Raw genomic sequence first — 24,514 nt, forward strand, 5'->3', positions numbered from 1 at the left:
CGTAAAGAGGTATCATGAGCTTTGATTTATATCTGGCCTCGGGGTCGCCTCGGCGTCATGAACTGCTCACCGAGATGGGCGTGAATTTCTCCCGTGTCGTGGTCGATGTGGAGGAGCAACAACAGGCCGGTGAGTCGCCTTATGCTTACGTGTCTCGCTTATCGCAAGACAAGGCACGGGCAGGGGTCGTGCAAACCGGTGGCCATACCCCAGTGCTCGGTGCTGATACCATTGTGGTTGACGGTGAACAGGTCCTCGAAAAGCCTCATGATAAAGCGGAGGCGATCCGAATGCTTAAGCAACTGTCAGGGCGCGAACACCAAGTGATGACAGCGGTCACTGTCGCCAATGCCATGAAGCAGATCACCACTGTGGTGACCACCAAGGTGTGGTTTTGTACGCTAAGTGACGAACAGATTGAGGCTTATTGGCAATCAGGCGAGCCAGTCGATAAGGCTGGCGCCTATGCGATTCAAGGGCTGGGCGGTAAATTTGTCACCCGGATTGATGGAAGCTATCACGCCGTGGTTGGTTTGCCACTGTATGAAACCGAGCAGCTGCTCAAACAATTTTCGGTCTGAGCGCACATCTGTCGCTAGACCCCACTTTTGAGAGATTCGGGGAAACCATGAGTGCGGAACTGCTAATAAACGTCACCCCCAGCGAGACCAGGGTGGCGATGATTGAGGGGGGGAACCTCCAAGAGATCCATATCGAGCGAGAAGCCAAACGCGGTATTGTAGGCAATATCTACAAAGGCAAAGTCAGTCGTGTGTTGCCTGGCATGCAGGCAGCCTTTGTCGATATTGGCCTAGAGAAGGCCGCGTTTTTACATGCCTCAGATATTGTTCCCCATACCGAGTGTGTGTCGGAAAATGAGAAGCAACAATTCCAAGTGCGCGATATCTCCGAGCTGGTTCGCCAAGGGCAAGATATTGTGGTGCAAGTGGTCAAAGATCCGCTGGGCACCAAGGGCGCCCGCCTTACCACCGATATTACCTTGCCCTCGCGTTATCTGGTCTTCATGCCAGGTGCGGCCCATGTTGGGGTATCACAACGCATTGAAAGTGAAGACGAGCGTAAACGTCTCAAAAGCATTGTCAGTGATTATTGCGACGAGCTCGGTGGCTTTATTATCCGTACCGCCGCTGAAGGGGCAACAGACAATGAAATGGCGCAAGATGCTGCCTTTTTAAAGCGTTTGTGGAATAAGGTGTTAGAGCGCCGCACGCGTTATCCAGCCAAATCCATGCTATATGGTGAGCTGGCACTGGCACAGCGCATCGTGCGTGACTTTGTGGGTACCGAGCTGGATTTAATTCGGGTTGACTCCAAGCAAGCCTATGAAAAACTCCAAGAGTTCACCTCTGAGTTTGTGCCGGAGCTGGCCGACAAGCTGGTGTATTACGACGGTCAGGTGCCGATTTTCGATATGTATGATACCGAAAATGAAATCCAACGCTCGTTGGAGCGCAAAGTCCAGCTCAAGTCTGGCGGCTACCTGATTATCGATCAGACCGAGGCGATGACCACCATTGACATCAATACAGGCGCGTTTGTTGGGCGGCGGAATCTGGATGAGACTATCTTTAATACCAATATTGAGGCCACACGCGCGATTGCTCGCCAATTACGGCTGAGAAACCTCGGTGGGATCATCATTATCGATTTTATCGATATGAGCACGGATGAGCATCGGCGTCGCGTGTTGCACTCTCTCGAGCAAGCGCTCAGCCAAGACAGAGTGAAAACCAACATCAATGGTTTCACTCAGCTAGGGCTGGTGGAAATGACACGCAAACGCACGCGAGAAAGTATTGAACATGTACTGTGTGGTGGCTGTCCAACCTGTGATGGGCGAGGGTCGGTTAAAACCGTGGAAACCGTCTGCTATGAAGTGCTACGTGAAATTACTCGCGTTAACCGCATTTATGAAGCGGATAAATTTGTGGTGTACGCGGCCCCTGCGGTGATTGAGGCATTGGCAGAGGAAGACTCGCACCTTGTGGCGGAGTTAGAAGTGTTTATCGGTAAGCAAGTGAAAGTGAAATCCGAGCCGTTATACACGCAAGAACAGTTTGACGTAGTAATGATGTAATCCATGACCTGGGTGAGAAGGGGTATGCGCTGGCTTACGGTCAGCGTGATCAGTGTGATAGTGATAACCGCCCTACTAGTCGGCGGTTTGCGCTTTCTATTGCCCAATATGGAGATCTTGCAAGCGCCGCTCCGGCAGTGGGTATCGGCGCAAACCGGCTTTAGCGCACAACTGGATGGTATTGCGGGCCAGTGGCGCAATCTGACGCCGTCACTGCGACTCGAAAACGTCGCGCTCGCCACCAGCGACAACGGCCCCCCGCTGTTAACCGCTCGCGCAATCAGTTTGCAACTGGATGTCTCTGCCACCCTCATTCGGCGTCAGCCGGTATTCTCCCATGTCACACTCGACGGCTTGGTGTTTGATACCGGTCAGCTACCAGATAAAAATACCCAAGCGGGCGTACGCGAGCGGCTAGAAGACTTATTCTTGGCGCGGTTAGGGCAATTTTCGATCCCCAATGCCAAGGTGATCCTGGTCACCCCTTCGCTAAAAACGCAGACCCTGGTGATCAGTGACTTGTTTTGGCGCAATAACCAAGGTGAGCACCAAGTACAAGGGCGACTAGGCATGCAAGGCACGCAACTGGAAAAGGTGCGTGTTAATGCTGCCTTCCGCGAAACCGACGGCTTGAGTACGTTAACGGGAGATTTTTATTTGGCCAGTGAGGCGATGGATATTGCCCCTTGGCTGACCCAACAGCTCACGCCATCCGCCACCATCAACACCGCGCGTTTAGATGCAAAAGCCTGGGTCAGGGTGGAGCAGGGGCGTGTCGACAATGGACTGTTGTCGATTGATCATTTCGCGTTAGCGTGGCAAGAGGATGAGCGTCAAGCGAAGCAATGGGCGATAAAAGATAGCCATGTTCAGTTGCAGGCCTTGGATGAACAGACATGGCGCCTCGACACGGATGGACTATGGGTACAAACCGGCACGACCACGCAAGCGGCGATGTCACAGCTTTCTTGGCAGGGGGCGTTGGACAACTGGCGTCTCAATGCGGCCGACGTCGATATTGCCTCTTTACGGCCTTTGCTTGGGCTTGCCAGTCAATCGGCGCAACAGCACAGTGTGGCGGCCGCGTTGTCCCCATCAGGTCAGATCCGCTCCTTAGCGTTGAGTAAAGCACCCGACGCCCCGTTACGTTATCAAGCCAAGCTCGAAGCGGTCTCAGCCAAGCGCTGGGGCTACCTGCCGGCGTTCAAAGGCTTGAGCGCGACGATTTCTGGGCAAGGCCGACAAGGCCAAGCTGAGCTAGCGCTGGGAGCACAACCTCTGCCGTACGGGGACTTTTTTCAAGCACCGCTCCCGCTTGAGCACGGCAGTTTAACCCTGAATTGGCAGCAAACGGATCGTGGCCTGAGTGTATGGAGTGATAAGGCCAAGGTGCGCGGGGCAGACGTGCAAGGCTCAGGCGCATTTCGTCTGGATATTCCCTCAAAAGGCGCGCCTTTTTTGGCGTTATACGTGCAGGCTGACGTATCTGATGCTGGACAGACATGGCGCTATCTCCCCACTCGAGCATTGCCAGACTCCTTAACCGATTACCTTTCTCGCGCCATTCAAGCCGGACGAGCCAAAGACAGTGAAATTCTTTGGTTTGGAGCCCTCGACGCTTTCCCTTACTCAGATCACAGCGGTATTTTCCAAGCCATGGTGCCACTTCGCGGCGGGGCATTTAGCTTTAACACTGCTTGGCCGACGTTGACGGAGCTCGACGCCCGTTTACTGTTTGAAAATGCGCGCTTAGCGATTGAAGGTGATCATGTTCGTTTGGGCGACGCCGTCAGTCGCCAAGTGCAGGCTGAGATTGCCGATATGACCCAGCCGGACAGTTACCTCGATATTAACGCGTCATTGGCGGCAACCGGATCGGCTGTCCGTCAATACATGCTGGCGACGCCTTTGGTCGATACGGTGGGAGCGGCCTTGACCCATGTGCAAGTCGATGGGCTTGTCAACGCTGACCTAGGACTCGATATCCCGCTCAATGGTGAGCAACCTCATGCAGAGGGGAGGGTTCGCTTTACCGGCAACCAGGTATCGATTCAGGCACCCGATATGCAACTGGATAACCTGTCCGGCGAGCTGGCTTTTAGTGACGATACCCTGACTACCCGATCGATGCAGGCGCAGTGGTTAGGGCAGCCGATCAGTCTTGGCTTTAGCGGAGAAACGGTGGAGGCCGGGTATCAGCTTGATTTAGATCTCGACGCTGATTGGGATGTAGTGCCATTGCTGGACACGCTTTCGTTGCCACTTGCCCCCTATTTGGCGGGCGGTGCACGTTGGCAGGCGGGGCTCGATTTAACCTTAAATGATACCGGTTTTGATTATCGGCTCGGTGTGGATGTTGATACCACGCCGCTGCAGTCGACGTTGCCAGCCCCGCTTAACAAGCCACGCTGGCAAAAAGGGCAGGCGCGTATCGAGGCGACGGGAAACAGTGAAGGCTTGACGGGGCGCGTGGTCCTGCCCAAAGTGAGCTATCACGCACGGATTGATACCCAAGGTCAGCGCCCGCAGTTTACCGCGAGTCAATGGCAGATTGGAGAGCCAGGGACCCGGCTATTGGCAACGCGTGGTCATCGTTTTGATCTAAAGCTTGAACAACTCGATCTCGCGGCTTGGAAAAACGTCTGGGAGCAAGCCCGTCAATCTTGGCCGAGCGGAAGCGGACAATACCCTGCTTTACCCATGCCTCAGCGTATTAATGCCAAGGTTGATGCTGTCAGTGCCGACCCTTTAGCGTTTCATGATGTGTCTTTAGCCGCGCGACACAAAGCCGATGGCTGGGATGTGTTAATGGGCAGTCGTGAGCTTAGCGGGCAAGCCATGTGGCCGACACAAGGGCGCTTGAATGTTGAGATTGACCATTGGCATATCAATCGCCAGTTGACCGACGACGAGCAACCGACGGATCCCCCCCTTTTTGAACCTGTGGATACACGGGCGACCCCGGAAGATAAAGCCTTGCTTGCCGCCATTCCGCCGACACACTTGGTGATTGAGGATCTGTGGCTACAAGGGTATCGACTCGGGCGCATTGAGGCGGTACTTGATAAGAAAGCCTCTCAGGTCGACCTGTCTTCTCTGACGCTGGAGAGTGGGAAAAACCACGCGTCCATCAGCGGCCATTGGCTAATTGACGAGCAAGGCTACAATCAAACCGCATTGACCCTCGCGTTAGGCGGGGAGAGTACCTCAGATCTCATGGGACGGTTTGGCATCAGTGGTGGGATCCAAGACGCCAGCTTTTCGACTCAAGCCTCGTTAGATTACGCCGGCCTGCCTTGGCAGGTCGATATTGCCAGCCTTAATGGTGACATTCGCTCGGATGTAAAAGACGGCTATTTGAGCGGAGTGGGGGGCGCCGGTAAACTGTTGGGGCTGTTCAGCCTTGATTCTATCTTACGTAAAATCCAGCTCGATTTCTCGGGCGTATTTGAAGATGGTTTGGCCTTTGATGACATTACCGGACGGGCTGTGATCACAAATGGCGTGGTTGTGACGGATAATATCCGCATGGATGGGATTGCCGGTGATATGGTTATTAAAGGGATTGCCAATTTGGTGACCAATCGCGTCAACGCCGATGTGCGGTTTACGCCGGATATTACCTCTGGGATCCCAGTACTGAGCGCGTTTGCGGTCACGCCGCAGACGGCGCTGTATGTGTTAGCGGTCACCACCGCGATTTCACCCGTGGTGGACGTTTTCACCCAAGTCCGTTATCAAGTAAGCGGCCCGATAGGGACGCCCGATATCAGGGAAGTGTCGCGTGATAAAGAGGCACTTGCATTGCCAGCCGACGCGACGGAACGATTGCGCCAACAAGCAGAAAACGCCAAGGAGTGAGCATGATGAAAGCAGGTGTTGTCCAGATGACATCCAGCGCCGATCCCAGCCACAACATGAAGGCATTGCAAGCCAGTTTACATCGCTTGAGTGAACAAGGCGTCAAACTGGTGCTTACCCCAGAAAATGCCCTAGTGTTTGGCAGTAAACAAGATTATCAGCGCCATGCCGAGCGATTGGGTCATGGTCCACTGCAGCAACAGCTTGCCGAATTGGCCCATCATTATGACCTTTGGCTGGTGGTCGGCGCCTTTCCAATTCAAAACGACAACGGCATGTTAAGCAGTACCAGCTTGGTGTTTGATAACGCTGGGCATTTACGCGGCAGCTATGACAAATTGCACTTGTTTGATGTGGAAGTGGCCGATGCCCACGGGCGGTATTGTGAGTCTGACTACTTTGAAGCGGGTGACCGTCTCGCAACACTCGATACCCCCTTTGGCTGCCTTGGGTTAAGTATCTGCTACGATGTGCGCTTTGCCCCCATGTATCAAGCGCTGCGTGCCCAAGGTGCCGACATTATCACTGTGCCGGCGGCCTTTACCCGCGTGACCGGTCAAGCACACTGGGAAACCTTGTTGCGGGCGCGAGCGATAGAAACCCAATGTTGGGTGATTGCGGCAGGGCAGTGTGGTGAGCACAGCAAAGGGCGCCAAACTTGGGGGCACTCGATGATCATCGACCCTTGGGGGCAGGTTGTGGCGTCACTGGGGAGTGAGCCAGGCGTTACCTGGGCTGAACTTGATTTAAGTGTGGGGGAATCCATTCGGCATAAGATGCCCGTACTGTCTCATACCCGGTTGCAAAGCCAACTGAAATAGCGCACCCTCGGCGCGTTATCTTTTTTCTCGGCTGCCAGTTCGGCAGCCACAACCAAGAGTAAACGAATGAGTCTGGAACAGGTCGAAGAAACCTTGCTGCGCCCGGCGGGCGTAAGTGAGTCGCAACTGCATGCGACACTGGCGCACCTGAGCGGTCGCCAGATTGACTACGGTGATATTTTCTTCCAATCCACCTGGCATGAATCCCTCGCCTTGGAAGACAGCATCATCAAAGACGGTTCATTTAATATCGACCGTGGGGTCGGTGTCAGAGCGATCAGCGGTGAAAAAACCGGGTTTGCCTACTCGGATCAGCTCACCCCGGACGCCTTGATGCAAAGTGCCACCGCAGCACGCGGTATTGCCCCGGCAGGGGGACAAGGCAAAGTGCGTGCTTTTTCAGCCGTACAAGCCAAACCTTATTATGGCCCGACGGATCCGCTTGCGAGTTTAACGCGCGAGCAAAAAATCGCCCTACTCAAAGAAATAGACAGCTATATCCGTGCCAAAGAGCCTCGAGTGAAAGAGGTAAATGCCAGCTTGAATGGCCTGTATGAGCAAGTGCTGGTGGCGGCTACTGATGGTACTTATGGCGCCGATATTCGCCCGTTGGTTCGCTTATCTGTCTCTGTGTTGGTTGAACAAGATGGACGCCGTGAACGCGGCAGTGCGGGAGGCGGTGGCCGTTATGGCTATGACGTATTCTTGCAAGAGCATGCAGGTAAGTCACGCGCGCTGCAATTTGCCGATGAAGCGATTCGTTTAGCCCTGGTCAACCTGCGCGCCGGCGCGGCACCGGCAGGCACCATGCCCGTGGTATTGGGTGCGGGGTGGCCGGGCGTACTTTTACATGAAGCTGTTGGTCATGGCCTTGAAGGGGACTTTAACCGTAAAGAGTCATCGGTATTTACCGGTAGCCTTGGCGAGCAGGTGACCTCTTCGCTGTGCACCATTGTCGATGATGGCACCATGAATGATCGCCGCGGCTCACTGAGCATCGATGATGAAGGAGTCCCGGGCCAGTACAATGTGTTAATCGAAAACGGTGTGCTCAAAGGCTATATGCAAGATAAGCACAATGCCAGCCTCATGGGCGTTGCGCCCACTGGCAATGGCCGACGAGAGTCTTATGCGCACCTGCCTATGCCGCGGATGACCAATACCTACATGCTGGGTGGCGAGAGCTCGCCAGCGTCGATGATTGCCAGTGTGGAGCGTGGCTTATATGCGCCAAACTTTGGTGGCGGTCAGGTCGATATTACCTCGGGTAAGTTTGTGTTCTCCACCTCAGAGGCTTACCTGATTGAAAACGGTGAAATTACCACCCCAGTGAAAGGGGCGACCTTAATTGGCAGCGGTATCGAAGCGATGCAGCAAGTCTCAATGGTGGGGAATGATTTGGCCATTGACCCAGGTGTGGGGGTATGTGGCAAAGCCGGACAAAGCGTCCCTGTGGGGGTTGGACAGCCGACCTTGAAACTGGATGCGATGACGGTTGGAGGCACTGAGTCCTAAGTCTGCACGCCAGTGCGGGGCACTGGCGTGGCAGTTTACAGGCTTTGGTCGTAAAAGCTTTTGAGATACTGGAAAATTTCGCGATACGCCTTGGGCGGTTTGTTTTGTTGCTGCTCTTTTTTCGCCTGACGAGCCAGTTGACGTAATCGTTGACGATCGGCATCAGGATACTGCAAAAGCACATCGCTAATCGCACTGTCGCCTTGGTCAATGATGCGGTCACGGAGCTGCTCAAGCTTGTGAAGCTCGACCGTTTGCTGAGCATGCTTGTTTTGCAACTTATCAAGCGCAGCCTGAATCGGTTCAGGGTCGCGAGAGCGCATAAGCTTGCCAACATATTGCAGTTGGCGACGGCGCGCTTCGTTTTTCAAGCGTTGTGCGTCGGTAATCGCGCTGAGCAAGTCATCGTCGAGCGGGAATTTTTCTAACACGGCTGGTTTGAGTTTGACCAGTGCTTCGCCAAGTTCTTGCAAGGCAAGCATATCGCGTTTCATCTCGGACTTGCTGACCCAGATGATCTCTTCCTCTTCCTCCCAGGGAGCGGGTTTATTTTTACGGCCCATGTTCAACCTCAGTGAGAATGTGCAATGACACGTATGTTAACAAGAAATGCGCCCAAACGCGGGCTTTTTTATCATAGGCGCGTGGCGCTGAGTGTGTCGAACTTGAATGCGAATCAAAAAGGTCAACTATGAGTGTGAAACAACAAGTCGCCGAGCAAGAGCAGCAACTTCGTCAAGCTGTCAGCCGTGCGCTCGACATGGCATCGGCCAAAAGTGACCAGGCGGAAGTGGCGATTACCAAAAGTACCGGCATCAGCGTCAGCTCGCGGATGGGCGAAGTCGAAAACGTGGAGTTTAATCAAGACGGTGCCCTTGGGATCACCGTATATTGTGAGCAGCGCAAAGGCAGCGCATCCACGACTGATTTGTCAGAAAAAGCGATTGCGAAAACCGTTGAAGCGGCGCTTGAAATTGCAAGCTATACTTCGCCTGACCCCTTTGGCGGCCCTGCGCCTAAAGCGTTAATGGCGTTTGACTATCCTGATCTCGATTTGTTCTATCCCGATGAGCCCGAGCCTGATACCGCCGCCGCCTTGGCGATTGAAGCCGAGCAAGCGGCGCTCAATCACGACAGCCGCATCAAATTCAGTGATGGTGCCAGCTATGACAGTCATTATGGTGTGCGAGTGTATGGCAACAGCCATGGCATGCTGGGCAGCTATCCCTCGAGCCGCCAAGCGTTAAGCTGCTCAGTGATTGCGGAAAGTGATGCAGGGATGGAGCGTGACATGAGCTACACCGTCGCGCGTGACAAAGCGGACTTATGGACACCGACCTTTGTTGGAGTCGAAGCGGCCAAACACGCCGTGGCGCGCTTAAATCCACGCAGTGTCTCCACATGCCAAGTGCCAGTGATGTTCGATCGCAGTGTGGCGACCGGGCTGTTTGGCCATTTGGTGATGGCCATCAGCGGTTCCGCACTTTACCGCAAGTCCTCTTTCTTGCTCGATAAGAAAGGCGAGCAGATCTTCCCAGATTGGCTCACCATCAATGAGCTGCCTCATGTACGAAAAGGCTCCGCCAGTGCGCCTTTTGATAGCGAAGGGGTGATCACGCAAGACAGGCGTATCATTGAAAAGGGTGTACTAAACACGTATCTCGCCACCAGTTATGCCGCGCGTAAGCTGGGCATGGAACCAACCGGCCATGCAGGCGGTATTCACAACTGGTACGTTAGCCACACCGGCCAAGATGCCGATGCCATGCTAAAAACCTTAGGCACGGGATTATTGGTGACTGAGTTGATGGGACAAGGGGTGAACCCAGTGACTGGGGATTACTCACGGGGCGCGGCAGGCTTTTGGGTGGAAAACGGTGAGATCCAATACCCGGTGAGTGGGATCACCATTGCCGGTAATCTCAACGAGATGTTCGCTAACATTGTCGCGATTGGCACTGATATCGAGACGCGCAGCCAAATTCAAACTGGCTCAGTGATCATTGATGCAATGAAAGTCGCGGGGGAATAACGCTTAGGTCGCTAATCCCCCTCAGTGTGAGATCACCAAGCACGTATATCGTGCTTGGTGTTTTTTTATCCGGCGATAAACGCCAGTAATAGCACACCCAATACCAAGCGATAGATCACGAAGGGTAACATGCCCACCCGTGTCACCAGCTTTAAAAAGGCGTGAATACACGCATAAGCACTGACAAACGATACCAATAACCCAACCCCAATCGCGTCCATCGCCACCGGCTCTGGGCTGGTCGCAAGCTGTAGGCCTAGATAGGAGCCGGCGAGTGTGATGATAGGAATCGACATCAAAAACGAAAATCGTGCCGCGGCTTCGCGTGTATAACCGAGCATTAAGGCTGCGGTAATGGTTGCCCCCGAGCGCGAGGTGCCAGGAATGAGGGCAAGGGCTTGCGCAACGCCTATCAGTACCGCGCGGTAGGGCGTGGTTTGATATTCATCGCATGTTTGGGTCGCTTTGCGATCCGCCCACCACAATAAACCACCAAAAATCAGTGTGGTTGCCGCGATCACCCAGGCTGCTCGCAGGTAAAGCTCGATCACGTCTTTTAAGAACAAACCGGCCACACACGCCGGGATCGTGGCTAACACGATCATCCATGCCAATTGACTATCCGAGCTGTGCTCCCCTTTGAGTGAGGCCAAAAAAGCCTTAAGCAGACGCCACACTTCACGGCGAAAATACCCCACCACTGCGGCCAGTGTGCCGACGTGTACGGCAACATCAAAGGCGAGCCCCTGATCGGCCCAGCCAAAAAGCTGTGAAGGCAGAATAAGGTGTGCGGAGCTGGAAATAGGAAGAAACTCGGTTAACCCTTGAATCAAGGCCAGAAAAAAGGCTTCAAAGAGGCTCATGGTGCTTAAATATCCTTTAAATACGTTGGCGTCTCAATCGGCCATAGTGGTTGGTCTTGGTCAAAGGTCTGCCAAAGCTGGGCGAAGGTACGGCCATCGCCAGGAATAGCTTGGTCAGGGCAAAGCTCAGCGAGCGGACGGAGCGTGAAGGCAAACTTATAGATATCGTCTCGAGGCAACATGGGCCCTTTTGCCTGGCAATGCTCGCCAAACGTGAGTAAGTCGATGTCTATGGTGCGATCGCGGCATTTAGGATCGTTGCGCTCGCGGCCTTGTTGCGATTCAACGTCACGAACGGCTTGCCAAAAGTCCTGCAACGAAAGCGAGGTGTGAAGCTCGGCAATGAGGTTATAAAAATTGGGGCCGTCGAATCCCACCGGTTCGGCTTCAAAAATGCGTGAAAAGCGACAGTGAGGGTCGAGTTGACGTAAGGCATGAACGGCCTGTTCGATATGACGATCGCGCTCAATGTTAGAGCCAATACTAAGTAATGCTTGTGTCACCGTGTGCCTCGCTCTATGACTACACCCACGTTGTTGGCCTGCGCGACTGCGCCTGGCTTGGCTACCCGCACTTTAATCCAGCGGACGCCAAACTGGGTTTGGATTAAGTGAGCGACCTCTTCCGCGACACGTTCGATCAACGCACAGCGGCTGGCTTGTACATGGGCGATGACCGCCTCACTGATACTGGCATAATCAAGCGCCAGCGCCACGTCATCCTGTTGGGCGGCGGGTTGATTATCGTGCGCCATTTCAATATCCAACACCAACTTTTGCTGGATGGTTTGTTCCCAATCGTAGACACCGATAGTGGTGTACACGTCGAGTTGCTCTATGAATACGGAATCCATGTTTTTTCACACTCCGTGACAGGTCGGATACCACTGTGGTAAGAAAGTTCGTATTATTGGATGTGTTCATTGACAGATGGATACGCAATGCGTTCCGATCCATGATAGGTTTATCGATGAACGTCGGCGCACTATAGCAACGAATGCGGCACAAACTCTAGGGATTTCACATGACTGCACTGGCCATTGCCATCATCATCGCTGCCTACTTACTTGGCTCTGTGTCCAGTGCCGTGTTGGTTTGTCGAGCGTTTGGCCTGCCAGACCCAAGAGATCAAGGGTCGAAAAACCCAGGTGCGACTAACGTTTATCGCCTTGGTGGGCGTTTTGCCGCGGCATGGGTGCTGCTGTGTGACATGCTAAAAGGGATGATCCCCGTTTGGCTAAGCTACCTGATTGGCATTAACCCATTCCTGCTGGGCCTGATTGCGATTGCTGCCTGTCTTGGACATATTTATCCGGTCTTTTTCCATTTCCGTGGCGGTAAAGGGGTGGCGACCGCACTGGGCGCGATGGCGCCGATTGGTTTGAGTCTAACCGGCTTGCTGGTGGCGACCTGGGGACTGGTGCTTGTGTTGACGGGCTACTCCTCACTGAGTGCGATTGTAACAGCGATCGTCGCTCCCCTATTTACCTGGTGGATTAAGCCGCAATTTACCATGCCCGTCGCCATGCTTTCGTGTTTGATTTTGTTTCGTCACTACGACAATATCCGGCGCTTGTTGGATGGTGACGAAAAACCCGTGCTTCTTGGTTGGTGGCGACGTTAGCGACAGGTGAGAGGCAGGTTATACGCTGGCGCGTTAGTAGCAAAAAGGCAGCGTAAGGCTGCCTTTTGTCTACCTAGTTTGACCAATGTTAGGCGTCGTTGTCGACCGCGGCAAGCGTGTCGAGTGGCCAACGTGGCTGCGCTTTCACACCCAGCCCCATATGCTCGCCGTTTTTAAGCCGCTGCATGCCCGCATAGGCGATCATCGCGCCATTATCGGTACAAAACTCAGGGCGAGGATAGAACACATCGCCACCCCGTTTTTGCGTCAGCGCTTCGAGCTTTTCCCGCAAATGACGGTTGGCACTCACGCCGCCCGCGACCACTAAACGATTTAGCCCGCACTGGTCTAGCGCACGCTTACACTTGATAGCCAGGGTATCGACCACGGCATCCTGAAACGCATAGGCAATATCAGCACGGGTTTGCGCATCCGTCTCATTGGCGGCAATGGTATTGGCGGCAAAGGTTTTTAACCCTGAGAAGCTAAAGTCTAAACCGGGACGGTCGGTCATCGGGCGTGGAAAGGTAAAGCGGCCGTGGGTGCCGTTTTCTGCCAGTTTCGACAGCAAGGGCCCTCCCGGATAGTCAAGGCCCATCAGCTTGGCGGTTTTGTCAAACGCCTCACCGGCGGCGTCGTCAATTGACTCGCCAAGAATGCGATACTGACCAATCCCTTTCACTTCGACCAATTGTGTGTGTCCGCCAGAGACCAACAAGGCAATAAACGGGAACGGCGGAGGGTTGTCTTCTAGCATCGGGGCGAGAAGGTGACCTTCCATATGGTGAACGCCCACCGCGGGGACTTGCCAGGCATAGGCGAGGCTTCGGCCAATGGTGGAGCCAACCAGTAAGGCACCGACCAATCCTGGACCGGCGGTATAGGCAATACCGTCAATCTGGGCGGGGGTGAGGTTGGCTTCTGCCATGGCCGCTTTAATCAGTGGCAAGGTTTTTTTAACATGATCGCGCGAGGCCAGCTCGGGTACCACGCCGCCATAATCGGCATGCAGTTTTACCTGACTGTAAAGTTGGTGTGACAAGAGACCTGCGTGATCGTCGTAGATCGCAATGCCGGTTTCGTCACAAGATGTCTCTATGCCTAAAATGCGCATCATAACCTCAGGTTAACAGCCGATAGATTGTGTATTTAAGATCATTGCCCACATGATATAATGTGACAATCGAAGTGGAGAAGAGAGGGTCAGAACAGACTGACCGTGCGCGCAATCTTACATGGCTTAGAAGTAATTCGCCAGATGCGCTTTACATTCACCCCTTCTTCGGATTAGAATTTCGCACCATTTTTAATCAAGGCTGGCCAATTGTTCGCCAGCAGTAACTGACAACCCCCGAGGTGAAAGGCACATGCCAGTAGTTAAAGTACGTGAAAACGAACCATTTGACGTAGCACTGCGTCGCTTTAAGCGCTCTTGTGAAAAAGCCGGTATTCTTTCTGAAGTTCGCCGTCGTGAGAACTATGAAAAGCCAACTACCGTTCGCAAACGCGCTAAAGCTGCCGCTCAGAAGCGTCACCTGAAGAAGTTGGCACGCGAAAACCAACGCCGCGTACGTCTGTACTAATAAAGACAGATTCAGGAAGGTGCTATGGAATTGCTTAAACGTCTAAAAGACGCCCAGAAAACGGCGATGAAACAAAAAGACAAGGCACGTCTAGGGACGCTTCGCCTTGTTATGGCAGCCATTAAGCAGCAAGAGGTGGATACCCGTCAGTCGCTGAGCGACGACGAGATCCTGGCTGTGCTGACCAAAAATGTTAAGCAGCGCCGTGATTCCGTAGCCCAGTACCAAGCAGCCGGTCGTGATGATCTTGCCGAGACAGAGCTCGCTGAGATTGCGGTGATAGAAGAATTTCTACCCCAACCTCTAAGCGATGACGAGGTCGATGCATTGGTGAAAGCAGCGGTTGAACAATCCGGTGCATCGTCAATGCAAGACATGGGCAAAGTGATGGGGGTATTAAAACCCCAAGTTCAAGGCCGTGCTGATATGGGAAAAGTAAGCCAGCGTGTTAAAGCACACCTAGGCTAGCCTTTTCCCACTCTATAACAAGCCGTGCTTTCCTATTTGGACGGCGCGGCTTGTTTGCTTCTCTCCCTATAAATTTCAGGTTATGGCAGGCAGAATCCCGCGCGCATTCATTGATGACTTGCTTTCACGTCTCGACATCGTTGAGATCATTGATGCACGGGTCAAGCTCAAGAAAAAAGGCAAAAACTACAGTGCCTGTTGCCCTTTCCATAACGAAAAGACGCCTTCATTCAGTGTAAGCCAAGACAAGCAGTTTTATCACTGCTTCGGATGTGGTGTGCACGGCAATGCCATCGACTTTGTGATGGAGTTTGAACGACTCGAATTTCCTGATGCCATCGAAGAGCTCGCCAGCACGTTAGGCTTAGAGGTACCTCGTGAGCAAATAGGAGGCGGTAACACGCGTCCGAGTATGCCCAGTGATGACAAGCGTCAGATCTACGAGATGATGGAAGCCATTGCCCGAACCTACAGTGGGGAATTACGCACTGATGCAGGGCAAGTGGCCATTGATTACCTCAAACAGCGTGGTCTATCCGGCGAAGTGGTTAAACAGTTTGGTATCGGTTTTGTCCCTGATAAATGGGACACCATTAAGCGCCGCTTTGGTCGCAATCAAGCCGATATTCGCCAGTTGCTTACCGCAGGCATGTTGATTGAGAACGATAACGGCCATAGCTACGACAGGTTCCGTGGCCGCGTGATGTTCCCGATCCGTGACCGCCGCGGGCGAGTGATCGGTTTTGGTGGGCGTGTATTAGGCGATGGCACCCCTAAATACCTCAACTCGCCAGAAACGCCGATTTTCCATAAAGGCCGTGAGCTATATGGCTTGTATGAGGTGATGCAACGCTATCGCCATCCAGAGCGTATACTCGTGGTAGAAGGGTACATGGACGTGGTCGCATTGGCGCAATTTGGCGTGGATTATGCGGTCGCCTCCTTGGGCACCTCGACCACGGGAGAACATATTCAAACCCTTTTCCGGCAAACCGGTACTATACTGTGTTGCTACGACGGCGATAGAGCCGGGCGCGATGCCGCTTGGCGGGCGATGGAGCAAGCGTTGCCGTATATTCATGATGGTCGCCAATTAAAATTTATGTTTTTGCCGGATGGTGACGACCCTGACTCCATGATTCGCCAAGAAGGCAAAGAGGGGTTTGAGCAACGTTTAGGTGAGGCACAAAGCTTATCGACCTTTATGTTTAATACGTTGCTCAAGCAGGTGGACACCAGTAGCCAAGAGGGCAAAGCCAAGCTGGCGAATTTGGCGGTGCCGCTGATTGAAAAGGTGCCGGGTGATACCTTACGTCTTTATTTGCGTAATACCCTAGGACAGAAACTGGGTATCATGGATGACCATCAGCTCGATACTCTGATTCGTCGCCAGGGCCAGCCGGTAAAAGTCCATGGTCAGCAGGATATTAAACGCACGCCGATGCGTGAGGTGATTGCGCTATTAGTGCAGTACCCTAAACTCGGCCAAGAAGTGCCGCCGTTACCATCGGCCGACACCATTGATTTACCTGGGTTAGCGTTGTTAAACCCCATCCTTGAGATTTGTCGACAGCGCCCCCATATCACTACCGGTCAGTTGCTTGAGCGCTGGCGGGGAACCAAACAAGAGCCCTTGCTAGCCCGCTTGGCTGGCTGGGATCTACATGTTGACGATGAAAATGCGTCAGAACTTTTTTGCGATTCACTGGATAAAATACTCGCCCAGTGTGTCGAACAACAAATAGCCAAGTTGCAAGCGAAGTCAAATACCGTCGGCTTATCAGTCGAAGAGAAGCGGGAACTGATGCTACTGATACAGAGCCAGTCCGTTTAGAAAGTAGCCAGCAAAGGTGACATTTGTTAAAATTGGCGGTTTGCGTTTCCGCATACTAAATTCTTCACTCAGACCCGAAGTTGGATATCGTCTATGGATCAAAATCCGCAGTCACAGCTAAAGTTGCTTGTCGCAAAAGGCAAGGAGCAAGGCTATCTGACCTATGCCGAAGTTAATGACCACCTCCCGGAAGACATTGTCGATTCCGACCAAATAGAAGACATCATTCAGATGATTAACGACATGGGCATTCAAGTGGTGGAAGCCGCCCCTGATGCCGATGAGCTAATGATGTCAGAAACCGTGGCCGACGAAGACGCAGCCGAAGCAGCGGCGGCAGCACTTTCTAGCGTGGAGAGTGAAATCGGTCGCACCACGGATCCTGTTCGCATGTATATGCGAGAAATGGGCACGGTTGAGCTGTTGACCCGTGAGGGTGAGATCGATATCGCCAAGCGTATCGAAGACGGCATCAACCAGGTGCAGTGTTCGGTGGCAGAATATCCGGCCTCGATTGCCTCACTGCTCGATCAGTTCGATAAAGTGGAAGCAGAAGAGCTTCGCTTAACCGACATTATTTCTGGTTTTATCGATCCAGACCAGGATGACGTCGCACCTACGGCGACCCATATCGGCTCCGAGCTCAGCGAAAAAGAGCTTGATGACGAAGATGATGAAGACGAAGACAAAGACGATACCGACGAAGACGATGAGAGTGATGAAGATGTTGGTATCGATCCTGAACTGGCGCGTGAGAAGTTCAGCGAGCTTCGTCGCACCTATGCGGCGATGGAAACGGCGATCCAACAGTACGGCCGTTATGATGAGCGTACGAAAGAGTCGATCGATGCGCTGTCTGAAACGTTTAAGCAGTTCCGTCTGATCCCCAAACAGTTTGATCGTCTGGTTAATGACATGCGTCAAACCATGGACAAGGTGCGCACCCAAGAGCGTTTGGTGATGCGTCTTTGTGTCGATCAGGCCAAAATGCCGAAGAAAACCTTCGTTCAATTGTTTGCGGGCAATGAGTCATCGGATGCATGGATTGACGAAGCACTGAACTCTGGCAAGCCTTACGCAGAGCGTGTGGCGCGTTACGAAGAAGATCTTCGCCGCTGTGTGCAGAAGCTGAAGATCATCGAGGAAGAGACGGGCTTGTCGGTCGAGCGGATCAAAGACATCAGCCGTCGTATGTCTATCGGTGAAGCGAAAGCACGCCGTGCGAAAAAAGAAATGGTTGAGGCCAACCTACGTCTGGTTATTTCGATTGCTAAGAAATACACCAACCGTGGCCTGCAGTTCTTGGACCTTATCCAGGAAGGTAACATTGGCTTGATGAAAGCGGTCGATAAGTTTGAATATCGCCGTGGCTATAAGTTCTCAACTTATGCGACCTGGTGGATCCGTCAGGCAATCACGCGTTCGATTGCGGACCAAGCGCGAACCATCCGTATTCCGGTACACATGATTGAGACTATCAACAAGCTCAACCGTATTTCGCGTCAGATGCTTCAGGAAATGGGGCGTGAGCCGCTGCCTGAAGAGCTGGCTGAGCGGATGTTGATGCCGGAAGATAAAATTCGCAAGGTACTGAAGATCGCCAAAGAACCGATCTCGATGGAAACCCCAATTGGTGATGATGAAGATTCACACCTGGGTGACTTTATCGAGGACACGACGTTGGAGCTACCGATGGATTCGGCAACGTCGAACAACCTCAAAATGGCAACCAATGACGTGCTAGCTGGCCTGACACCGCGTGAAGCGAAAGTACTGCGTATGCGCTTTGGTATTGAAATGAATACCGACCATACGCTGGAAGAAGTGGGTAAGCAGTTTGATGTGACCCGTGAACGTATTCGCCAGATTGAGGCGAAAGCGCTGCGTAAGTTACGTCATCCAAGCCGCTCTGAGACATTGCGTAGCTTCTTGGACGAGTAATGACGCGGTTTCAAGCGACCTGACAAGAAAGGCGAGCCAGATGGCTCGCCTTTTTTTATCCTACCGAGGCTAGTTAATAGAGGCTAGGTAATAAATAAGGTGGCCAGCCCCAAAAACGCGAGCAGGCCAACCACATCGGTGACGGTGGTCAGGGCCATCCCACCGGCCAATGCCGGATCGATATTGTACTTTTTCAGCAACGTGGGGATCGCTACCCCAGCAATACCTGCGACAAACAAGTTGACCATCATCGCGCCTGAAATGATCAACCCCAGCTCAAGACTGCCTTTCCATAACACCACCACACCACCAATGATCAGCGACCAGACAAGGCCGTTAATCATGCCGACGGTGGCTTCTTTGGCCAGCAGCCAGCGGGTATTGGAGTCGCCAATATGGCCAACTGCCAGGCCGCGAATCACCAAGGCGACGGTCTGGTTGCCGGCCACGCCGCCCATGGAAGGAACAATGGTCATCAATACCGCAATAGCGGCCATTTTATCGAGCGTGCCTTCAAACATGTTGGAGACCGATGCCGCGGTTAAGGCCGCCAATACATTGATCCCCAGCCAGATGCTACGACGACGCGCACTTTTAAACGCGGGGGCAAAGGTGTCTTCTTCGTCATCAAGGCCTGCCATGCTCATCATCGAGTGCTCAGCGTCTTCACGAATAATGTCCACCACATCATCAATGGTGATTCGACCGACCAAGTGGTTGTGCTCATCCACCACGGGGGCTGAGACCCAATTACGGCGTTCAAACAGGCTGGCGACATCACCGTCGTCCATGGTGACACTGATCGCCTCATCCGGTGCATCCATGATGTCAGCGATATCGGTATCCGGTTGGTTAACCAACAGGGCACTGATCGGCAAATTACCAATTAAGCGGCCGTTTGGGTCGATTACATACAGGGTATCTGTGGTGTCGGGTAACTCACCGCGCATCCGCAAATAGCGTAATACCACATCCACGGTCACATCATCACGAATGGTGATGACGTCAGTATTCATGATCCCGCCCGCGGACTCCTCGGGGTAGGAGAGGGCTTGCTGTACGCGCGTCCGGTCTTGGGCATCCATTTCCGCCAGCACGTCTTGGGAAACGTCTTGCGGTAGGCTACGGAGCAAGTAAGCGACATCATCGGTTTCCATCCCTTCCGTCGCTGCCGCGAGCTGATCAGGGGCCATGCGAACCATGATGCCGTCTTTCACATCTTCTGAGAGCTCATCAAGGATCTCACCTTGATCTTCCGGGTCGGTGAGCTGCCAAAGTACCAGACGTCCTTTCGGCGGAGAGGCCTCTAAAAGGTGAGCAGTGTCTTCTGGCTCCATGTCCTCGAGCATACGGCGTACGCGCACAAACATGCCTTGCTCAAGCAATTGAGTGACTTCTTGGAGCCGTTGGTGGGTTAGGTTACTTTGTTCTTGTTCTAATGTGTCTGCCATCGGCCACTCCCCCAAATGCAATGACTAAAATTCTAACCTAATCAGGGGAGTCTGTCGCATGACAAATCGGTGATAGAGGGGATTTAGCGCCATTCACCGCGCTGGTCAGCGCAGTGGTTGAGGAGGCGGGACCATTAGCTGTCTTCGTCGAAGCCCGCCTCAAATAATGCTTTCACCGCATCAAGCGCTGTTGTTGCCTGCGGGCCGCTGGCCGATACCGTAATGGTTTCGCCTTGCGCTGATTCCAGCATCAGCATGGCCATTACACTGTCAGCAGTGGCGGATTTATCTGTGCTTTGCAGCACCACATCGGCATCATACTCTTGCACCAGTTCAACCAGCTTGATGGCGGCGCGTGCATGCAAGCCTAAACGGTTACGAATACATACTTGAGTCGATACCGAGGTCACTGTTTTTGCTCCAAGGTACGGTGACGCGTTTGCACTTGCTCGCCCAGCTCCTGAAAATAATCCGACAAGTATTGCGCGACATACACCGAGCGGTGTTTGCCCCCGGTACAGCCAATCGCCACGGTCACATAGCTACGGTTATTGTTTTTAAGTGCAGGTAGCCACGACTCGAGGAAACCTTTTATTTGCGCCACTAACATGGCCACGTCAGGTTGGGCGGCGAGAAACATACGCACAGGCTTCTCGAGCCCAGTATGAGGGCGAAGCGCGGGCTCCCAGTGTGGATTGGGGAGAAAGCGGACATCAAAGACATAATCGGCATCGGCGGGCAAACCATGCTTAAAGCCAAAGGATTCAAACACCATCACCAAATCGCTGCTGGTGCGACCCAGTACCAGTGAACGTACGGACTCACTCAAGTCGTGAATCGACAAGCCCGTGGTGTTAATTACCCGATCCGCGTGCTCTTTAATTGGCGCCATTTGCTGCTTTTCAGCTTGGATGGCCTGCTCTAATGAGAGGTTGTGTCGAGAAAGGGGATGCAGACGACGGGTTTCACTGAAGCGTTTAATCAGATCTTTATCGTCGGCGTCTAAATAGTACACAGTGACATCGCAGATTTCGCGCAGTGCAGCCAAGGTGTCGGCAACCGGCTCTTTGGCGTTGGGGAGATTGCGAATATCGAGACTGACGGCAATTTTTGCGTCCGCATCGTCTTGCGAGACAACAAAGTCACGCAGTAAGTTGACGGGCAGGTTATCCACGCAGTAATAACCAAGATCCTCCAGTACCCGCAATGCTACTGACTTTCCTGAGCCGGAACGGCCACTGACAATTTTTAGCATCATAGTTCGCTCCCGTCAGCGTTGCCCATTATTGGGTAATGATATTGTACAGCTCTTGGTCTGAATTGGCATTGCGCAGCTGACGACACAGCTTTTTGTCATTCAACTTCTCGGCAATCGCAGACAGGGTTTGCAGGTGTACCTTGCACTGTTCATCGGGCACTAGCAGCGCAAACAGCAGATCGACAGGCCGTTTGTCCACCGCATCAAACTCTATGGGCTCGGCGCATTGTAGCAGCACACCCACGGCATGTTGGCTGTCGAGCGTGCGACCATGGGGAATGGCAATGCCCGCCCCAATGCCGGTCGTCCCCAGCTTTTCGCGGCTTAGCATGCATTCAAACAAGGTTTGTGCGTTGGTGCCCAGCTTGTCCGCAGCAACCTGGCTGATGATTTCCAGGGCGCGTTTCTTGCTAGAGCAGTGGACGGCACTGCGGGTGCAGTCCACTGACAGTACTTCTTTCAGTTCCATAGCTTAGTGCTGTTTGAGCTTTTCTTTGTGTTTACTCAGTTGCTTGACCAGCTTATCGGTCAGCCCATCGATGGCCGCATACATATCATGCGATTGTGCTTTTGCATGGATCTCCCCGTTGTTCACGTGGAGCGTTGCTTCTGCAATCTGGTCGAGCTTTTGGACATTCAGTACAACATGGACATTATTAATGTGCTCGAAAAAGCGCTCGAGTTTAGCAAACTTGGTCTCCACATACTCGCGTAGTGGTGGCGTGACGTCGACAGACTGTCCGGTCAGATTGATTTGCATACACACTTTCCTTCTGTTGAGGCGCCTATAGCAGACGCTTACGCTGGTTTGACGGCGCAATACCCAGTGACTCTCGGTACTTAGCAATGGTCCGTCGTGCAACTTTAATGCCTTGCTCGGCCAGCAATGTGGCAATCTTACTGTCGCTAAGCGGCTTATTAGCCGGCTCGTCAGCGACCAATTTTTTGATCAGTGCGCGAATTGCTGTGGATGAGCACTCGCCGCCATTGTCGGTACTGACGTGACTAGAGAAAAAGTACTTCAGCTCGAAAATACCGCGCGGCGTATGCATGAACTTTTGTGTCGTGACACGGGAAATGGTTGACTCATGCATATCGACATCCAAGGCGATGTCGTTAAGCACCATCGGCTTCATGGCCTCTTCCCCGTACTCAAAGAAGTCGTGTTGATGTTCGACAATACAGCGTGCCACCTTCAGCAAGGTGTCATTACGGCTTTCCAGGCTTTTGATCAGCCACTTGGCTTCTTGTAGGTGTGAGCGAATAAACTGGCTATCAGAGGGGCTACAACCATTACGGCCATAGGCAGCGTATTGCTCGTTCACTTTCAGTTTGGGCACGCTATCTGGGTTGATTTGGACCACCCACTGCCCTTGATGCTTAAACACGGAGACATCAGGCACCACATATTCGGCCTCGTTGGTCACAATCAAGTTACCTGGGCGTGGCTCGAGGCTATGAATCAATTGCATCACTGACTTAAGCTCAGGCTCTTTTAGCCGGGTTTCACGCATCAACTGGCGATAATCACGGTTGGCGAGTAAGTCCATGTGTTCAGTGAGCACTTTACGAGCCTCGTTAAGCCAAGGGGTATCGGCGTCGTAGGTTGCCAGTTGCAGCATCAAACACTCTTGCAGTGAGCGAGACGCCACACCCAACGGATCAAAATGTTGCACGCGTTTGAGCACCGCTTCGACTTCGTCAAGCTCAATCTCTTCGCTTCCTAAGCTGTCGAGGATCTCTTCGGTGCTGACCGACAAGTAACCTTGATCGTCCACCGCATCAATGATCGCCATGGCGATCACCTGATCGTTTTCCGAAAAGGGCGTCAGTTCGAGCTGCCATTTTAAATAGTCGTAGAGCGTTTGGGTGGTTTCCCCTTGGTAAACGGGTTGGTCGTCGTATCCGCTGGCCCCTGCGCCTGTGTTGCCGGTACCGGCAGAGTAGAGATGATCCCAAGTCGTATCGACCGGGAGATCGTCCGGCATTTCGTTCTTTTCAAACGCGTCCGAGGTTTCCATGGTGTCCGCGCTTGCGGTCGCTGTTTCTTGCTCAGCGGTATCTTGATCATGGGATTGCTCGTGCTGACTGGCCTCCTGCTCTTGGCCTTCGTCATGTTCCAACAGCGGGTTGGTTTCCAACGCTTCTTGGATCTCCTGTTGCAAGTCCAGCGTCGACAATTGCAGCAGACGGATAGCCTGCTGCAATTGCGGTGTCATTGCGAGCTGTTGTCCAAGCTTAAGCTGAAGCGTGGGTTTCATAGAGGCGGTACACCTTTCCTTATTTCAACGACCGAAGAGGTTAAAAACGCTTGCTCTGGCTAACAGGGCAAGCGCTCTTTATTAACTATAGCCTTGATTGGCAGTTTGTAGCGTGAGCCAGTCCACTATATTTTATCCGAACACGCTCACCGAGTTGGCGTAATCAGGTGCATTAGAGTTTGAACTGATCACCCAAATAGACCCGTTTGACATGCTCATCATTAAGCACTTCATCAGGGGTACCGTGTGCAATCAAGTGTCCTTGGCTGACAATGTAAGCATGTTCACAGACACTGAGTGTTTCGCGCACATTGTGGTCGGTAATCAGCACGCCCAAGCCACGATCACGTAAGTGCTCGATGATTTTCTTAATATCGATCACCGATATCGGGTCGACCCCTGCAAACGGCTCATCCAGCAAAATAAATTTTGGGTTGGCGGCCAATGCACGCGCGATCTCTACCCGACGGCGCTCACCACCGGATAAGGCCATCCCTAGGCTGTCACGGATATGCTGAATATTAAACTCATCCAACAGATCTTCTGCCTTGTCTTGGCGCTCTTCTTTGCTTAACGACTTACGGGTTTGTAGCACCGCCATTAGGTTATCGTAGACGCTCAGCTTGCGAAATATCGAGGCCTCTTGTGGCAAGTAGCCAATCCCCAGGCGTGAGCGGTTATGCATCGGCTGAATGCTAATGTCTTTGTCATCGATATAGATGGCCCCTTCGTCACGAGCGACCAAGCCGACAATCATGTAAAATGACGTGGTTTTACCCGCACCGTTAGGGCCTAAAAGACCAACAATTTCACCGGATTTCACTTCCAAGCTGACATCGGCGACCACCTTTCGCCCTTTATAACTTTTGGCCAAATTGGCTGCTGTGAGTGTTGCCATGTCGCCT

General features: G+C 52.9%; 23 protein-coding genes. 11 read left to right on the plus strand and 12 right to left on the minus strand.

The window, feature by feature from the left end; all coding sequences use genetic code 11:
- The first annotated feature begins 14 nt into the window (after positions 1-14).
- The 5 genes from WN56_RS04535 to tldD all read left to right on the plus strand — a co-directional run bounded on the left by WN56_RS04535 (position 15) and on the right by tldD (position 8,295).
- Positions 15-581 (plus strand): nucleoside triphosphate pyrophosphatase, encoded by a 567-nt coding sequence (locus WN56_RS04535; RefSeq protein WP_046073889.1) that lies wholly within the window; start codon positions 15-17, stop codon positions 579-581.
- A 47-nt stretch (positions 582-628) separates the two neighbouring features.
- On the plus strand, positions 629-2,098 hold the full coding sequence (rng, locus tag WN56_RS04540; RefSeq protein WP_046073890.1) for a ribonuclease G: 1,470 nt from the start codon (positions 629-631) through the stop codon (positions 2,096-2,098).
- Between the two features lie 24 nt (positions 2,099-2,122).
- Positions 2,123-5,959 carry a YhdP family protein gene (locus tag WN56_RS04545; protein ID WP_052708020.1) on the plus strand — a complete coding sequence of 1,279 codons (3,837 nt, stop codon included), beginning with the start codon at positions 2,123-2,125 and terminating at the stop codon, positions 5,957-5,959.
- A gap of 2 nt (positions 5,960-5,961) precedes the next feature.
- Complete coding sequence (locus WN56_RS04550) at positions 5,962-6,780, plus strand: carbon-nitrogen hydrolase family protein (RefSeq protein ID WP_046073892.1); 819 nt, start codon at positions 5,962-5,964, stop codon at positions 6,778-6,780.
- A gap of 66 nt (positions 6,781-6,846) precedes the next feature.
- A complete protein-coding gene (gene tldD / locus WN56_RS04555) occupies positions 6,847-8,295 on the plus strand; it encodes a metalloprotease TldD (RefSeq protein WP_046073893.1) in 1,449 nt (482 codons plus the stop codon).
- Positions 8,296-8,330: 35 nt separating this feature from the next.
- Here tldD and yjgA read toward each other — a convergent pair whose 3' ends face one another.
- Entirely contained in the window at positions 8,331-8,858 is a 528-nt protein-coding gene (yjgA, locus tag WN56_RS04560) for a ribosome biogenesis factor YjgA (protein WP_046073894.1), read from the minus strand.
- A 128-nt stretch (positions 8,859-8,986) separates the two neighbouring features.
- On the opposite strand from yjgA, the gene pmbA reads away from it, so the two are divergent.
- Positions 8,987-10,327, plus strand: coding sequence for a metalloprotease PmbA (gene pmbA, locus WN56_RS04565; protein WP_046073895.1), 1,341 nt, complete (start codon positions 8,987-8,989; stop codon positions 10,325-10,327).
- A 65-nt stretch (positions 10,328-10,392) separates the two neighbouring features.
- Here the strand turns inward: pmbA and WN56_RS04570 are convergent, their stop codons facing one another.
- From WN56_RS04570 to folB, 3 genes are read right to left on the minus strand one after another with little or no spacing between them, the layout of a single operon-like run.
- Positions 10,393-11,190 carry an undecaprenyl-diphosphate phosphatase gene (locus tag WN56_RS04570; protein ID WP_046073896.1) on the minus strand — a complete coding sequence of 266 codons (798 nt, stop codon included), beginning with the start codon at positions 11,188-11,190 and terminating at the stop codon, positions 10,393-10,395.
- Between the two features lie 5 nt (positions 11,191-11,195).
- Positions 11,196-11,693 (minus strand): 2-amino-4-hydroxy-6-hydroxymethyldihydropteridine diphosphokinase, encoded by a 498-nt coding sequence (folK, locus tag WN56_RS04575; protein ID WP_046073897.1) that lies wholly within the window; start codon positions 11,691-11,693, stop codon positions 11,196-11,198.
- Positions 11,690-12,043 (minus strand): dihydroneopterin aldolase, encoded by a 354-nt coding sequence (folB, locus tag WN56_RS04580; RefSeq protein ID WP_046073898.1) that lies wholly within the window; start codon positions 12,041-12,043, stop codon positions 11,690-11,692. Before folB ends, folK begins: the two co-directional genes overlap by 4 nt.
- A gap of 170 nt (positions 12,044-12,213) precedes the next feature.
- Between folB and plsY the strand changes: the two genes are divergently transcribed.
- Positions 12,214-12,813 carry a glycerol-3-phosphate 1-O-acyltransferase PlsY gene (gene plsY, locus WN56_RS04585; RefSeq protein WP_046073899.1) on the plus strand — a complete coding sequence of 200 codons (600 nt, stop codon included), beginning with the start codon at positions 12,214-12,216 and terminating at the stop codon, positions 12,811-12,813.
- Positions 12,814-12,901: 88 nt separating this feature from the next.
- Here the strand turns inward: plsY and tsaD are convergent, their stop codons facing one another.
- Positions 12,902-13,927, minus strand: coding sequence for a tRNA (adenosine(37)-N6)-threonylcarbamoyltransferase complex transferase subunit TsaD (gene tsaD / locus WN56_RS04590; RefSeq protein ID WP_046073900.1), 1,026 nt, complete (start codon positions 13,925-13,927; stop codon positions 12,902-12,904).
- A 253-nt stretch (positions 13,928-14,180) separates the two neighbouring features.
- Between tsaD and rpsU the strand changes: the two genes are divergently transcribed.
- The 4 genes from rpsU to rpoD all read left to right on the plus strand — a co-directional run bounded on the left by rpsU (position 14,181) and on the right by rpoD (position 18,639).
- A complete protein-coding gene (gene rpsU / locus WN56_RS04595) occupies positions 14,181-14,396 on the plus strand; it encodes a 30S ribosomal protein S21 (protein WP_046073901.1) in 216 nt (71 codons plus the stop codon).
- A gap of 24 nt (positions 14,397-14,420) precedes the next feature.
- Positions 14,421-14,864, plus strand: a complete 444-nt coding sequence (locus WN56_RS04600; protein ID WP_046073902.1) for a GatB/YqeY domain-containing protein — start codon at positions 14,421-14,423, stop codon at positions 14,862-14,864.
- Positions 14,865-14,946: 82 nt separating this feature from the next.
- Complete coding sequence (dnaG, locus tag WN56_RS04605; protein ID WP_046073903.1) at positions 14,947-16,698, plus strand: DNA primase; 1,752 nt, start codon at positions 14,947-14,949, stop codon at positions 16,696-16,698.
- A 93-nt stretch (positions 16,699-16,791) separates the two neighbouring features.
- A complete protein-coding gene (gene rpoD / locus WN56_RS04610) occupies positions 16,792-18,639 on the plus strand; it encodes an RNA polymerase sigma factor RpoD (protein WP_046073904.1) in 1,848 nt (615 codons plus the stop codon).
- 83 nt (positions 18,640-18,722) lie between these two features.
- Here rpoD and mgtE read toward each other — a convergent pair whose 3' ends face one another.
- The 7 genes from mgtE to lptB all read right to left on the minus strand — a co-directional run bounded on the left by mgtE (position 18,723) and on the right by lptB (position 24,507).
- Positions 18,723-20,090, minus strand: coding sequence for a magnesium transporter (mgtE, locus tag WN56_RS04615; protein WP_046073905.1), 1,368 nt, complete (start codon positions 20,088-20,090; stop codon positions 18,723-18,725).
- 134 nt (positions 20,091-20,224) lie between these two features.
- Positions 20,225-20,500 carry an HPr family phosphocarrier protein gene (locus WN56_RS04620; protein ID WP_046073906.1) on the minus strand — a complete coding sequence of 92 codons (276 nt, stop codon included), beginning with the start codon at positions 20,498-20,500 and terminating at the stop codon, positions 20,225-20,227.
- Entirely contained in the window at positions 20,497-21,348 is an 852-nt protein-coding gene (gene rapZ / locus WN56_RS04625; protein WP_046073907.1) for an RNase adapter RapZ, read from the minus strand. The genes WN56_RS04620 and rapZ overlap by 4 nt, the downstream gene beginning before the upstream one ends.
- A 25-nt stretch (positions 21,349-21,373) precedes the next feature.
- Complete coding sequence (gene ptsN, locus WN56_RS04630) at positions 21,374-21,817, minus strand: PTS IIA-like nitrogen regulatory protein PtsN (protein ID WP_046073908.1); 444 nt, start codon at positions 21,815-21,817, stop codon at positions 21,374-21,376.
- Positions 21,818-21,820: 3 nt separating this feature from the next.
- Positions 21,821-22,108, minus strand: coding sequence for a ribosome hibernation promoting factor (gene hpf, locus WN56_RS04635; protein ID WP_046073909.1), 288 nt, complete (start codon positions 22,106-22,108; stop codon positions 21,821-21,823).
- Between the two features lie 25 nt (positions 22,109-22,133).
- Positions 22,134-23,609, minus strand: coding sequence for an RNA polymerase factor sigma-54 (locus tag WN56_RS04640; protein ID WP_046073910.1), 1,476 nt, complete (start codon positions 23,607-23,609; stop codon positions 22,134-22,136).
- A 172-nt stretch (positions 23,610-23,781) separates the two neighbouring features.
- Positions 23,782-24,507, minus strand: a complete 726-nt coding sequence (lptB, locus tag WN56_RS04645; RefSeq protein ID WP_046073911.1) for an LPS export ABC transporter ATP-binding protein — start codon at positions 24,505-24,507, stop codon at positions 23,782-23,784.
- Between the last annotated feature and the right edge of the window lie 7 nt (positions 24,508-24,514).

It is taken from the genome of Salinivibrio sp. KP-1 (assembly GCF_000968645.1).
Classification (GTDB): domain Bacteria; phylum Pseudomonadota; class Gammaproteobacteria; order Enterobacterales; family Vibrionaceae; genus Salinivibrio; species Salinivibrio siamensis.

Coding starts and splice junctions, on each gene's coding strand:
- pmbA (WP_046073895.1), top strand. CDS start 8,987: ATGAGTGTGAAACAACAAGTCGCCGAGCAAGAGCAGCAACTTCGTCAA.
- WN56_RS04550 (WP_046073892.1), top strand. CDS start 5,962: ATGATGAAAGCAGGTGTTGTCCAGATGACATCCAGCGCCGATCCCAGC.
- WN56_RS04535 (WP_046073889.1), top strand. CDS start 15: ATGAGCTTTGATTTATATCTGGCCTCGGGGTCGCCTCGGCGTCATGAA.
- WN56_RS04570 (WP_046073896.1), bottom strand. CDS start 11,190: ATGAGCCTCTTTGAAGCCTTTTTTCTGGCCTTGATTCAAGGGTTAACC.
- rpoD (WP_046073904.1), top strand. CDS start 16,792: ATGGATCAAAATCCGCAGTCACAGCTAAAGTTGCTTGTCGCAAAAGGC.
- lptB (WP_046073911.1), bottom strand. CDS start 24,507: ATGGCAACACTCACAGCAGCCAATTTGGCCAAAAGTTATAAAGGGCGA.
- plsY (WP_046073899.1), top strand. CDS start 12,214: ATGACTGCACTGGCCATTGCCATCATCATCGCTGCCTACTTACTTGGC.
- mgtE (WP_046073905.1), bottom strand. CDS start 20,090: ATGGCAGACACATTAGAACAAGAACAAAGTAACCTAACCCACCAACGG.
- dnaG (WP_046073903.1), top strand. CDS start 14,947: ATGGCAGGCAGAATCCCGCGCGCATTCATTGATGACTTGCTTTCACGT.
- hpf (WP_046073909.1), bottom strand. CDS start 22,108: ATGCAAATCAATCTGACCGGACAGTCTGTCGACGTCACGCCACCACTA.
- WN56_RS04640 (WP_046073910.1), bottom strand. CDS start 23,609: ATGAAACCCACGCTTCAGCTTAAGCTTGGACAACAGCTCGCAATGACA.
- rng (WP_046073890.1), top strand. CDS start 629: ATGAGTGCGGAACTGCTAATAAACGTCACCCCCAGCGAGACCAGGGTG.
- WN56_RS04600 (WP_046073902.1), top strand. CDS start 14,421: ATGGAATTGCTTAAACGTCTAAAAGACGCCCAGAAAACGGCGATGAAA.
- folB (WP_046073898.1), bottom strand. CDS start 12,043: ATGGATTCCGTATTCATAGAGCAACTCGACGTGTACACCACTATCGGT.
- tldD (WP_046073893.1), top strand. CDS start 6,847: ATGAGTCTGGAACAGGTCGAAGAAACCTTGCTGCGCCCGGCGGGCGTA.
- WN56_RS04545 (WP_052708020.1), top strand. CDS start 2,123: ATGCGCTGGCTTACGGTCAGCGTGATCAGTGTGATAGTGATAACCGCC.
- rapZ (WP_046073907.1), bottom strand. CDS start 21,348: ATGATGCTAAAAATTGTCAGTGGCCGTTCCGGCTCAGGAAAGTCAGTA.
- tsaD (WP_046073900.1), bottom strand. CDS start 13,927: ATGCGCATTTTAGGCATAGAGACATCTTGTGACGAAACCGGCATTGCG.
- yjgA (WP_046073894.1), bottom strand. CDS start 8,858: ATGGGCCGTAAAAATAAACCCGCTCCCTGGGAGGAAGAGGAAGAGATC.
- ptsN (WP_046073908.1), bottom strand. CDS start 21,817: ATGGAACTGAAAGAAGTACTGTCAGTGGACTGCACCCGCAGTGCCGTC.
- rpsU (WP_046073901.1), top strand. CDS start 14,181: ATGCCAGTAGTTAAAGTACGTGAAAACGAACCATTTGACGTAGCACTG.